At 44.9% G+C, this 12,555-nt stretch carries 8 protein-coding genes, 1 pseudogene and 1 riboswitch; of the genes and pseudogenes, 3 read left to right on the forward strand and 6 right to left on the reverse strand.

Going from position 1 to position 12,555, the window contains the following annotated elements:
• The first annotated feature begins 66 nt into the window (after positions 1-66).
• Complete coding sequence (locus GZN30_RS20815) at positions 67-3,657, forward strand: hypothetical protein (RefSeq protein ID WP_075652718.1); 3,591 nt, start codon at positions 67-69, stop codon at positions 3,655-3,657.
• 125 nt (positions 3,658-3,782) lie between these two features.
• On the opposite strand, the gene GZN30_RS20820 is transcribed toward GZN30_RS20815, so the two are convergent.
• The 3 genes from GZN30_RS20820 to GZN30_RS20830 form a co-directional block, all read right to left on the reverse strand.
• Positions 3,783-4,208 (reverse strand): GNAT family N-acetyltransferase, encoded by a 426-nt coding sequence (locus tag GZN30_RS20820; protein ID WP_075652717.1) that lies wholly within the window; start codon positions 4,206-4,208, stop codon positions 3,783-3,785.
• A 106-nt stretch (positions 4,209-4,314) separates the two neighbouring features.
• Positions 4,315-4,914 (reverse strand): GNAT family N-acetyltransferase, encoded by a 600-nt coding sequence (locus GZN30_RS20825; protein WP_408646841.1) that lies wholly within the window; start codon positions 4,912-4,914, stop codon positions 4,315-4,317.
• Between the two features lie 108 nt (positions 4,915-5,022).
• A complete protein-coding gene (locus GZN30_RS20830; RefSeq protein ID WP_075652716.1) occupies positions 5,023-5,856 on the reverse strand; it encodes a helix-turn-helix domain-containing protein in 834 nt (277 codons plus the stop codon).
• Between the two features lie 274 nt (positions 5,857-6,130).
• Positions 6,131-6,271, forward strand: a riboswitch (FMN riboswitch).
• Between the two features lie 108 nt (positions 6,272-6,379).
• Here GZN30_RS20830 and ribB point away from each other — a divergent pair.
• Positions 6,380-7,036, forward strand: coding sequence for a 3,4-dihydroxy-2-butanone-4-phosphate synthase (ribB, locus tag GZN30_RS20835; protein ID WP_075652715.1), 657 nt, complete (start codon positions 6,380-6,382; stop codon positions 7,034-7,036).
• Between the two features lie 79 nt (positions 7,037-7,115).
• Here the strand turns inward: ribB and GZN30_RS20840 are convergent.
• The 3 genes and pseudogenes from GZN30_RS20840 to GZN30_RS20850 form a co-directional block, all read right to left on the reverse strand.
• Positions 7,116-8,311: pseudogene (locus tag GZN30_RS20840) on the reverse strand (ISL3 family transposase).
• Between the two features lie 109 nt (positions 8,312-8,420).
• A complete protein-coding gene (locus GZN30_RS20845) occupies positions 8,421-8,900 on the reverse strand; it encodes a hypothetical protein (RefSeq protein ID WP_075648047.1) in 480 nt (159 codons plus the stop codon).
• A gap of 1,345 nt (positions 8,901-10,245) precedes the next feature.
• Positions 10,246-11,502 (reverse strand): adenylosuccinate synthetase, encoded by a 1,257-nt coding sequence (locus GZN30_RS20850; protein ID WP_075648122.1) that lies wholly within the window; start codon positions 11,500-11,502, stop codon positions 10,246-10,248.
• A 145-nt stretch (positions 11,503-11,647) separates the two neighbouring features.
• Between GZN30_RS20850 and GZN30_RS20855 the strand changes: the two genes are divergently transcribed.
• Positions 11,648-12,535 (forward strand): LysR family transcriptional regulator, encoded by an 888-nt coding sequence (locus GZN30_RS20855; protein ID WP_075648121.1) that lies wholly within the window; start codon positions 11,648-11,650, stop codon positions 12,533-12,535.
• Positions 12,536-12,555: the final 20 nt, after the last annotated feature.

The raw sequence follows: 12,555 nt of genomic DNA on the forward strand, positions 1-12,555 counted from the left end.
CGTGTTTTCGGCGTTAACATTTTAAATTACTGTATTTGCAGTTATTTCATCATGCAGTATCGGTCCATGAACCAGTTTGATAAAACCCAAATCATCACCCTCGATATCCACCAGCCTGAACAAATTGAATCTGCACTCATTCAGTATCAAGCGCTATTAAAAAGTGGTGAGGCTTTTAACCAACATCAATTTGATGTGGAGTTCAAACAGCAAGACGCACAAGGTGTGCGCCGCTTGCAGCCAAGCGATGCAGGCGACAACCTTGAACTGCTTAAATCCGCCCTGCATATGGGGCAAGAAGGTGGCAGCCATTATTACGCCCACGAAATTACCGATCAGCGAGAAGTCTATATCTCAGAAGTGATTTTGTTTGCCGCTGCCCTACAGTACCCAGAGCTAAAAGCAACCGTAGTCGAAACCGCCAAAGCGATTGTTGCTTACGCGCGCCGCGTTAATGATACCGACGATATGTGGATCGACGACATGCGCGTATTTGGCATTGAAGCGGTGTATATGCTGGCAAAAACCGATCTGCAATACGCCTACTTAGTCGGTCAGTTCTTTGTGCCTTACTGGGACGATGAACACGCGACGCAATACGAAGAATACCTCGCCGCGTTTTTGAATGAACATGGCTGGCACCCAGAGGTGATCAAAGCCTTTATTTGGTGTGATAACCCTAGCTTTCGCTTGGCAATGTTTATGGATGATCCATACAGCAACGACACCACTTATCAGCCACTCGGCGAATACTTACAACAGAACCCATGCCAATACGCCAGTTTCAAACAGTTGATGGTGGAGCGCTTTAAAGCTGAGCCAGTGCTACTTGTAAGTTATGACGAGAGCGACGATGACGAAGCCGATTTAAGCGGCTACAAACCGGTTATCTGGCTCTATCAAACTCTGTTTGCCCGTAGCCATGACCATGATGAGCAAGAAGACGACGCCTTTATGCAGCAGCCATTTATGGCAAGTACCCTCGAAGATGAAGCCTACGATCTGCAATGCTATATCGAAAGCCATGTTTCTGGAGACCTCGTTAAGCCTGCTGAACGTGCATTGGAAAAACGCGCCAAATACCGAGCGTACCTTGAACGTGACGACCGCCGCTTTGATCTTAACTATGGCAGTGAAGTACTTAAACCGTTGATCCTTGCACTGCCACAAGGTGAGCGTTTATGGCGCTACATCGAAGATGGCTCTGAGTTAGAAGCGCTAGAATCATTGCAAGAGATCGAACTTTTACCTCTTGCCCATCAACATGCATCTGAGATGGCGGATCATATCGATGATCATGTTTGCAAATGGGAATACAACAACCAAGGCATCGCTGAAGAGATCGAAAGTATTCTTGAGCTTGTGCGCGGGGATTTATTGACGGATCACTTTGGTGAAGGGACCACAATTGAGCACGCCAATGGCTTGATCACCACTCTCACCATCACCCCTGACAGCGAAGTCTCGCTTCTCAAAGCGCGATACGCACAGTATTTGCGCGTCATTGATGTTTTCTATCGCGCACTAGGCAAACGCGAGTTTAGTGAGTATATGATGGAGTCGCTTACTGATGACGATGAGCCGCTCATTTCTCGCCAAGATTACTATCGCCGCTACAGTCAATTGCCAGAGCCAAAAACCGAGGCTGGCGATGAGCAAGATGGTGCGCTAACACGTGAAATGCAATCCATCTTCTACTCCTTCACCGATAACGATGAAATTCTGTATAAAAAGAATTTTCAGTTGGTCGACAGTGTGCTGCGAAACTCACGAGAGTTATGTCATCCCGATCATTACCCGCGAGCGCATATGGGCTTTATTGCGCTTGCCTGTTATCAACTGCATGCGGATTTTAATCAACGCATTGGCGATGATGTTACCGAAGCGCTGTTCAACTACTTAAATCAACAGAATATTTGGCAACAAGCGGTCGATAAAATTCTAGAAGAAGCCTTTATCAAAGGGAACTATCACTGCCCTGAGCATAAAGGACTCACTGAGCAAGATATTGCCCGAGTACGCGACTACTTTTGCGCGGAAAATCCGAGCGAAGATCTAGCCAGCTTACTAGCACTGTTAGAGCCGCAACTGCATCGTGATGATTGCTGCCGAGGCAATCTCTATCTCAGTAAATTCAGCGAATACCAACCGGGCTATGAGTTCTTACACGATCATGATGAAGACTTCCAACGCTTCACCTTGATTGCCTTTTGGCTCAGACAACTGCCTCTGCCACTGCGGGCACAAGCGGATCGCCTATGGCAATTTATCAAAACGCTAGCGCCTGTCCGCGTTGCACGCAACGTATTACGCGCCTACTCTGATGGTCCATGGGGTATCGAATTCGACAACGTGTTGGATGATATTGAGATTCACGAGCAACTTGAAAAAGCGGGCATCGATTCCGGCATTCTCAAAGCCTACGAGATGAGCCGAGTGAGTGGCACTCGCGATATTGAAAAGTACTCCCACTGGCTGGATCGCTACAGCGAGATCACCAATACCTCAACCAGTATGTTTGGCAGTCTAGATCGTAAAAAAGCCGAGGCGCTGCATGAAGGTTTGAAGTTTATTAATGAAAGTACCCGTGTGGCTTTCTTACATCACGCATCGCTAAAATACCCAGACATCAAGTTAGATATTGAGCATGACTTTGAGCGCGCCTTGCGACTGGTAATTCAGCGCAACACCACTTCGTGGGAGTTTGCCCTCGGTCACGAGCTAGGCACAAATTGCCTGTATGTGGGTGAAGGAGACAAAGTACCCGCTAAACTGCGCAAACAAGTGATCGTAAATGAGCACACCGTACACGATAAGCGCTGCCATATGGATGGTATGAGCTGGCTCGCGAGCACCTTAGTGCAAAAACAAGGCGATAAATATGTTGTGCTGATGGCTGATAAAGAAGTGCCACTCGAGGTTTATCAAAACGGGCTGCCAAATGGCATGCTGGTTATCCTTGATGAAGCCGTTGACCATCAAGCGGTACTAACACGCGTTGATGAACTACAACAAACGCCGCAACGTATCGAGCATCTACTGGAGCAAACCTTAGCCTACCTTGCTGGGAATATTGATTATCCGACCATTTCCGCCCTTTATCGCGCGCAGATCGAAACGGAAAACTTGCGTCCAAGCTTGGATGAATACCGCCTTTACAGCTTAGGGCAATTATTGTGGATGCTGGAGAAGCCTCAGCGTGACAAACTGGCTAAACTGTTATTTAACCATGATTATCGCGGTTTTAAATTCATCGAGCGACAACACGAGAAAGCTTGGCTAATCCATCAATTTGCCGAGGGTGAGATTGATTTCGATAGCTATTTGGAGCAAGAGCGTGAAGAAGACGTCTCGGAAGAAGGCATGCTATTTTTACTTAACTGGATGCTGCAATTAGAGATCGATGCTGCGCACATGACTTTATTCTGCATCAAGCATGCTGAATTTGAAGCCTGTGGCGAGTTTATTCAAGTCCATGCTCGTGGGCAATATGGCGACTTTAAACGCACGCTAAACTACCTGCACGCAGGCAGACGTGCACAACTGCCAGAGATCTTAAGCCAAGCGGATGATGCCACGCAGTTGATGGAACCGCTGACCAAAGATCGTTCACGCGTAGTCAAAGAAGCGTTAGCTAAGTGCGTACTGTTAGCCTAAGCCCTCAAAACTAACCTTGCGAAATAATAAAACCCCCATGGAATACCAAGGGGGTTTAAGTGCATTTCGTCGATTACACCAAGTCACGCAAGTAACCAACACACGCATCTTTGGCATAACGAGGCTTACTTTAAGGTCTTTCTCAAACCAATACGGCTATGACCTGCAGGGAAGTTGTCAAAAGTCGTGAACTCTTCAAAGCCAAGGCGTTTATAGAATACCGGGGCTTGCCAGCTTTGTGTCCATAGCCATAAACCAGACAGGTTGTGCGCGATAGCATGCTGTTCTGCTTGCTGCATCAATTGGCTGCCCATGCCTGTGCCTCGACAACTTTCATCAACCCACAGTTCACTAATGTAGAGCCAATCCCAAAGCAAGTCAGCGGTGAGCGCGGCGACTAATTTGCCCTGCTCATTTTTCACCGTCCAATTGAAATGTTGTTTATCGTAAGTCGGTGCTGATAAGTTTTGGCTGTGTGCTTCAAGACCTGTCGTCAGTTCTAAATGGGTTTGCGCATCCAGTGCGCCAGTAGCGAATTCAATCTTAGACATGTTTCATCTCTTATAGTTATAAAAAAGCTCCTAGCACATTAGCAAGGAGCTCGTATTTTAACTCAATCTTAGAACTGCGAAACGACAATTGATCGTCGGTATGCGTCTAAATTTGACTAAACTCTGCTTGAGTCATTCCGTAATACAGCTTGTCATCAAACCCATGCTGCGTTTTGTAGTAATCCTTCTGACGACCTTCTTGTTTAAAGCCACATTTCTCAAGCGTCTTGTATGATCCTACATTGGCAGCGTAACAATCAGCTGAAATCTTATGTGCACCCAATTGGTTAAAACCAATTTCCGTCATCAGTTGGCAAGCACGAGTCGCAATGCCTTGTCTCCAAGCGTGATAAGGCAATTGATAACCCACTTCATAGTTGCCTACCAGAAACATCACTGCCGTTACCGCTGTCATGCCCATATATTTTCCAGCAAGATCGCGTATGACAAAGACTGGTGACTCTGCCCATTCTCCCGCTTCAATGGCTTGTTGGGTGCTTTCAATCAGAGGGTTAAAATATCCTTCATATAAGCTATTGTCCGCAGGTGCAAAATAGAGATATGGGTTTACTCGGTCATCGTTTAACATCTCGATGATATCGGCTAAGTCTGACGGCTTAATTTGGGCGATGGTTAAGCCTTCAGAAAACTCAACTGCATGTCCCTGTTTAAGCTCTAAAAAATTGATTGTCTTGTGATTAGTCATTGTTACCTTTCCTAGCGCTGGTTTTATTGCGCCTTATTCTGCAACGAATACTAACAAAGCGCTGCAACTACAAATTGGATTTTTGCGACAACTTTGAGCATCAAATGACTATTCAAAATCACCGTAGATATCGATAGTTAAATCCCGCTGCTTGAGGTATTTCGTGGGCGTTTTGCCCAATTGCTGTTTCAGAGTACGAATCAAATGAGATTGATCACTAAAACCAAATTGCTGGGAAAGTTCTGTCCAATCAATGTCACTTTGTTGCTGATAAATGGACAGAACCATCAGCTCTAAACGCATCATCTGTAGATATTGTTTCACGCTTAAACCCACCACAAGCTTAAAGCTACGCTCAAGGGTTCGACGCGAACAAGCGCATTCGTTAGCCAACCATGCCACATCCACCCTATCTGGCGATTCGATGTGGTGCTCAATCAAAGTCACTGCTCTCTGTGCCAGTAAAAATGCCTTATCTTGATTGGGAGAAATCGAGAGCGAGTCAAAATGCTGCTTTACCGTATTGAGTAACTGCGTCGCATCGTCTGAAGATTGCCAAAGTACTCGCTGAAACTGTTTATCAAATAGCGATGTTAGCCAATCAAACCATTGGCACTGATTGATGGGTTGCACAGCTTCTTGATTCAAACAATAAAGCGCTTCAGGGCGAAACGTAATGCCGATACGTTTTAGTGGAGGGTGATCATCCAGCAATAGCAGTTTATCGGTCGCCGTCAGCAAATGATTTCCCCACCCCGAGAGTATCAACTCACCATTGTCATAGCTGTAAGCCTGCGTCTCAGGCGTAAACAACAAGTGCGCACGCATATTCGGAATCAAGTATGGTTTAGGCTCGATCACCTCGCCTTCCTCAACTTCCAAGTACCACACTTGATGGATAAGCCATTCATAGCCAGGTAGAGGCTTCTTCCACGCTTTCATTAATTTTGCTTCTTAATCAGACACTCAATAACAGACGAAGCATGGCACACTAGCGCATAGATCACCATTGCCTATCTTCATCCTGCTGCATTTCCTAGCTCTCCCCCTTCTCGATTCTGCCTTCTCGATTTCTTTGTTCTCTCTTCTCTTCTCTTCTCTTCTCTTCTCTTCTCTTCTCTTCTCTACCATCTCAAATTCTCAATTCTCAATTGCCATCACAACCCATTCTGTAATACCCTTTAGGCGCCTAACTTGTTGGGCAAACAATTAAAACTGAAATTCTCAGGGCAGGGTGAAAGTCCCTACCGGCGGTATATCTTTTTAGATGAGCCCGCGAGCGCTCGATTCGTCGAGGTCAGCAGATCTGGTGAGATGCCAGAGCCGACGGTTATAGTCCGGATGAGAGAGAATGAGTAACACACCAGATCAAAGGCAGATTTTGCCTGCCGTGAGCTGGTGCATTTTGCATTGTGTTCTATCCCTCCCAATGAGCCCTGATTCTGGTAATGAATAGGAGTTAACCATGAATCAGACATCACTACTTGCCGAATTTGGCGACCCAATCACACGTGTAACCAACGCTATCGAAGCGCTTAAAAACGGCCAAGGCGTTATGCTGCTGGACGATGAAGATCGTGAAAACGAAGGCGATATCATCTATTCAGCCGAACACCTAACCGCTGCGCAAATGGCGCTGATGATTCGCGAATGTAGCGGCATTGTGTGCCTATGTTTAACCGAAGAGCACGCGAACCAACTTGAGCTACCACCAATGGTAGAGAATAACGACAGCGCCAACCAAACGGCGTTTACGGTATCCATTGAGGCAAAAGAAGGGGTAACAACTGGTGTGTCAGCGCAAGATCGCGTGACCACAGTAAAAACGGCTGTTGCTGCGAATGCCAAACCAAGCGATCTCGCTCGTCCGGGTCATGTATTCCCACTGCGCGCTCGTGCTGGCGGCGTTTTAACTCGTCGTGGTCATACTGAAGGCACCATTGATTTGGTAACACTAGCAGGGTTACAACCTGCAGGCTTATTGTGTGAACTGACTAACCCAGACGGCACAATGGCAAAAACACCTGAAATTGTGACATTTGCAAAAGCGCACAATATGCCAGTATTGACGATTGAAGATATCGTTCAGTACCGCACGCAGAATATGCAGAAAAGTGCTTAATTGAGCACACTGAAGTAATTAGGGCATCCCATAAACTGGGATGCCCTAATAACTGGTGTTTCTACAGTAAAAGTAAGGTTCATCGCGGCTTTCCGGGGAAAGCCGCTTTTATCTTTAAGAAGAAATAATCGGTATCTCGATAACCATAACCCATCCGCTTGATTAACTTTATTTTGTTGTTTATCCCTTCAAGAGTGCACGTATTCAACGGATAAATGGCTGAAGCGGTAATACCATGAAGGTAAGGAAGAAGCTTTCTAGCAAACTCTTTTAATGGCTTTATCCCGCTCTCATTCACTTGCTCCCACCATACCTTCCATAAGTTTTTTTGCCTGAAGTTCAGACTCACAACGCCAGAGTTCCTTTAATTGCGCTCCCAGTACATAGGTAGTCATCAAGTCCTGATTTATCTTCAATATTTCAGTGAGATAGCTCTCCTGTTGTGTGTTTAAATTATCTCTATTTTTCAATAATACCCAACGAGAACGCTTGACCCATTGTCTCGCTTTTTTATCATGCTTTAGCTTATTGGCTTGATCGACTCGGACTCTATCTATGACCTCACGACCGAACTTAGCCACAACATGGAACAAATCATAAACGATACGTGCATTTGGGCAGTGCTCTTGGACTTCAAGGTCAAAAGCAGTATTCATATCCATTGCTACCGCCTCGATATTTTTACCATATTCGCCTAACCGCTCGAAGAACGGTCGAATGTCCTTACGACTACGACCTATACCTATCCAGATAACCTGATGAGTCTTTGCATCAGCAATGACAGTGGCATAACGATGTCCCTTAAAAATGGCGAACTCGTCCATAACGAGTTGCCTTAATTCGCTCCATTTAACTTGCGGTACCACTTGTTGAAGTCGACGCTTATCTATCTCTTTAATTGTGTGCCAATGAACACCAGTGATTTGTGCGATATGCTTAATGGGCAAAAAGTGGCAGTAGTTGTTCGATATAGCTTCGTAAGCGATTAGTGATGCGAGAATAAGGCTCTAACCAAGATAACAGCTCTGTTTTAATGCCACATTTACTACACCTAACTCGTCGAGTTTGAACAAGTAACTCAACAGATATTCCAAGCAGTGTTGCGTCTTTCACGTTGCGCCATTGGTACTCATGTATTGCTTGAGCGTGAAGTCCACAGGGACATCTACCGAGAGAGTTAGGTTTAAGGGTGAGTGTAATAAGTGATTCTGTCTGATGAGACTTTGCTACATGAAAGCCTTCCCAGAACGAAGATAGGAAAGTATGATTCGGCATGAAAACGGTAGTTTGTGTAGGTTTTGTTTGGCGATAAAACTCTATCACTTACTACCGTTTTTGTTTTGAGTTCCCGCTTATCCGCGATGAACCAAAAGTAAGCCATGACCTACTTAACGGTAAAGTATTGTCTGGTCACCACACCCCATTTCTCATCCTGATACTGATCTTCGCTCCATTCTCCTTGAATACAGCCAGCTAGCGCGTAGTCACCCACTACATCGCGCCAAAACTTCACAGCATGATCAGCCCCTTTAACCTGTTTGATCTCCCAAGATCCTCGCAAGTTATCGAACATTTTCGAGATAAACTGTTTACCAACTTTATTCTTACGGAAATACGGCACCACATAGAAATCACAAATATCGAACTGCTGTGGCGCTTTTTCAGCAATTGAGGTCAAAGCCGCTGGAACACCGTCAATATAAAGCAGATAACCAGTGACGTTGTCACCTAGTTGAGGGTAGATTTCAAACAGGCCATTTTCATCGGGTTTATCATCAATAATTCGAGAAAACTCGGCAGCGTAACCTTGATACAAGTTGGCAAAAACGTGCGCATTACTGCTATCAACTTTGACTATTTTCATATACTTGTCTCTATTGTTATTATGTTTAAACTACATCTTAGCCGTACAATTGGAAAAGTTTTAATAGAAAATTTAAAAATAATACTAGTAATTCAGTTTAAAAGGTGTATATTGCGCTCTTGCTCTGACAATCGAATTGTTAAAGTATAGTAAGTCTTCCAGTGACATCCCTAGCAAGATTCTCCCTGAAATACCCTCAAATCTATATTGAAGAATGAATTCCAAGTTCAGTGCATTAAGAGAAATTCCGAAACAATAGTGTAATTTTTTGCAGTAACTTCTTGATAGCATGAAATGATATCAATAACGTTTAACAGCCAATGACTATTGTTTGCGAAGGTTAGAAGGTCTAATGAGAGACCAAGAGCATCTTTTACTTCACAACGACTAACGTGCAAAGTAACAGATACTAACGATGCGCCCCCTAATGACGTCGATGGGGCAATACAACCTTCCCTAATTTCTTATATACCAAAACCTAGTTGCAGCCTTGTGCGTAGCACTCGTTGCTTTGGCGCTGTCGATCTGTTTCCTCACAGTATATCTGTGCTGGGAAGCTATTGCTTGCCGTTCGCAAAACTGTAATCAAGCGTTGCTAAGGTATAACTCTAGCCCTTAAAAACTCAGACTAGCGCTGTTTAACGCAGCTATTTGTTTGAATCGAAAGGGGATATTTAAACTTCCACAAATAGGTAAATAATATGGCTCGTTCTATCGGTCGAAAAAGATTTTGGTTCCAACAAAAACGTGATAATTCAACATTTAAAAAATAGGTACGCTATTGCTAATTACATTTAATATATTCAAAAACAAAACAACTTGGAGTGCGAACATTCATCAACTTAATAGTGACATTTTAAAGCGTCTTGTGCTGGCAAATAGTCCTTTAAGTGAATTAGATTTAGACTTCTCTTTCTGTGAAGAAACATCGATGGGCAGTATTACTGGCAAAGATAATTCTCAGGTAGGTGAGTTCATTGTATTTTTTTGATGATTTTGAAGCTTACGCTTCATTCGTCACCCCATTCTTCAGACAATCCTCTCGTCTGTCGAATAGCAGCGACAACAACAGCTGAACAAATGCTTTTCTAGAATAGAAAGTGCACTCAGAGAACAAGGGCAAAGCCAAACGCTTTAACCGCTATAAATGAGAAAGACACAGCGCCACCTGTGGATTTATATGGCTTAGCCCTTACCCTTAACACCCAACCACCCCGTATAAAACTGAACGATCCCGATCAGTTAAGAAATACGAAGTAAGAATTTCCGGTTTCCAAACCCCAAATAGAAAGAAAGCCAACCTTCCATGGTCAGCCTTCCTATTCTATGCAATTTCAATCACTGATTATCGAACGATCATTTGCTCGCGACCAGGACCAACAGACACCATCTTCACTGGTACACCCATTAGCTCTTCGATACGCAATACGTATTTTTGTGCCGCTAGTGGTAGCTCTTCAAACTGACGACAACCTGTGATGTCTTCGCTCCAGCTTTCCATCTTCTCGTAGATTGGTGCGAGTGCAGCCGTTTGTGGCCAAATTGGGTTCTCGCTGTGCTCACCTTCGTAGCCAACACAGATCTTCAGATCTTTCAGACCAGTTAGGCAGTCAACTTTAGTTAGCGCGATTTCCGTTGCCGCTTGTAGCTCCACACCATTCTTAGTTGCAACTGCATCGAAGTAACCCATATCACGAGGACGGCCCGTGGTTGCACCAAATTCGCCTGCTAGTTCACGGAATGCATCTTGCTCTTCCATGGCTGTAATTAGCGTGCCCGTACCCACTGATGAGCTGAATGCTTTCGCTACCGCAATAACGCGCTCAGGACGAAGTGCTGGTAGACCACTACCAATACCTGCGTACATAGAAACTACGTTAGATGACGTTGTCCATGGGTACTCACCGTACACAAGATCACGACCCGCACCTAGCTGAGCTTCAAATAGCAACGTTTGCTGATTTGCTTGTAGCTCTTTTAGAGGCAGCGTTACGTTGCAGATAGCATCACGCCAAGGCGCTGATACTTCTAGCAGCCAATCCGCCATCTCTTGTGCAGTTTGCTCAAATTCAAAGGTTGGGTATAGCGCGCGCAATTGCGGCAGTTTCCAGTCCATCCAGAATTTGATGCGCTCAACCAACACTTCAGGCTGTTTTAACCAACCAACCAGAATGCCTTTTTTCATTACTCGGTCACCGTACGCAGGTGCAATACCTTGGCGCGTTGAACCGTAAGCTTTGTCGCCTAGGCGCACTTCTTCTAGCGTATCTTCTAGAGCGTGTAGAGGCAGACATAGCGTTGCGCGGTCAGAAATACAAAGATTTACTTTCACGCCTGACTCTTCCACTTCAGCAATCTCTTGCGATAGTGACGCAGGGCTAATTACCATGCCAGGGCCAAGAACTGCGATACAGTCTGGGTTAAATACGCCGCTTGGTAGTTGGTGTAGTTTGAATGTACCAAAGTCATTAACAACAGTGTGACCTGCGTTATTACCACCTTGGAAACGGATACTTGCTGATGCTTGGTCTGCCAAATAATCAACGATTCGACCTTTACCTTCATCACCCCAGTTTGCACCAACAACGACAATAGACGACATAATTAACTCTCCTCAAAAGCGATGGACTTATCCTAAACATCCGCTCAAAATAAGAAAAATTAATAATCGTTATAACCCTAATAAGAATTCCATATGGGATTATAATGATTTTTGCGATCGGCCTAGAACCCTAACGAGGACAATTATGATAGACCTCAACTGGCTCAATACTTTTGTTGTTTTGGCTCGTGTGGAGCACTTTGGCAAGACCGCCAATGAACTGCATATGACGCAGCCCAATGTCAGTCTGCACATTAAACAGCTTGAGCAAGCGACCCGAGTTAAACTGATTGAACGCAACCCATTTCGCCTTACTCAAGCGGGAGAGCGGCTGCTAAAAAGTGCCAAAAGCACCCTGATGGAATTGCAAGTTTGCCAAGCTGACATCAACGCTATCAATGACTTAGACCAAGGTACGTTGACCATCGCTGCAAGCGATATCATCTCGCGCTTACTGCTTATTTCGCCGTTTCAATCGTTCAAAAAGCAGTTCCCAGGAATTGATCTATCGCTGCTTAATACCACCTCTTCACAAGCGGCAGAATTGGTCAAAAGTGCCAAAGCGGATCTCGGCTTTGTGATGGCGCAAAAAGAGAGCCAACCACTGCATTTCACCGAATTGCAGCAAGTGAAATGGTGCGCGTTAGGCGATGGTTTACAAGCCTGGCAACAAGGTCAATGGGACAGCAAACAAGAAGAACCAACATTGATCTTACTTGGTCACGATACTCGTACCCGCGATCTACTCGACCTGGCTCTGCCTACGCTTAATTTGCCTAAATATCGCGTGATGGAAGTCGGCAGTGTCGATGCGCAAATTGACTGGGCAGAAGCGGGATTTGGCGTTGCCATCGTGCCGGAGTTTTCCTTACATCCTAAGTTGAATTTGAAGACTGCGATTACGCCTTTACCTGAATTTCCTACCACTAGCCTAGGTTACATCGTACGACAAAATCAGGTGCTTTCTCGTGCGATTAAACAGCTATTAAATTGGGTAAGTGAAGAGATTGTTCGCTCGCAACAAAGCAGTTAAGCCTTTAAGTTAAGCGTTGC

The sequence above is a fragment of the Vibrio ponticus genome (assembly GCF_009938225.1).
In the GTDB taxonomy this organism is placed as follows: domain Bacteria; phylum Pseudomonadota; class Gammaproteobacteria; order Enterobacterales; family Vibrionaceae; genus Vibrio; species Vibrio ponticus.

What these genes read in the sequence shown, in the direction of transcription:
- ribB (WP_075652715.1), top strand. Translation starts at nt 6,380, where the DNA reads ATGAATCAGACATCACTACTTGCCGAATTTGGCGACCCAATCACACGT.
- GZN30_RS20830 (WP_075652716.1), bottom strand. Translation starts at nt 5,856, where the DNA reads ATGAAAGCGTGGAAGAAGCCTCTACCTGGCTATGAATGGCTTATCCAT.
- GZN30_RS20825 (WP_408646841.1), bottom strand. Translation starts at nt 4,914, where the DNA reads ATGACTAATCACAAGACAATCAATTTTTTAGAGCTTAAACAGGGACAT.
- GZN30_RS20845 (WP_075648047.1), bottom strand. Translation starts at nt 8,900, where the DNA reads ATGAAAATAGTCAAAGTTGATAGCAGTAATGCGCACGTTTTTGCCAAC.
- GZN30_RS20850 (WP_075648122.1), bottom strand. Translation starts at nt 11,502, where the DNA reads ATGTCGTCTATTGTCGTTGTTGGTGCAAACTGGGGTGATGAAGGTAAA.
- GZN30_RS20820 (WP_075652717.1), bottom strand. Translation starts at nt 4,208, where the DNA reads ATGTCTAAGATTGAATTCGCTACTGGCGCACTGGATGCGCAAACCCAT.
- GZN30_RS20855 (WP_075648121.1), top strand. Translation starts at nt 11,648, where the DNA reads ATGATAGACCTCAACTGGCTCAATACTTTTGTTGTTTTGGCTCGTGTG.
- GZN30_RS20815 (WP_075652718.1), top strand. Translation starts at nt 67, where the DNA reads ATGAACCAGTTTGATAAAACCCAAATCATCACCCTCGATATCCACCAG.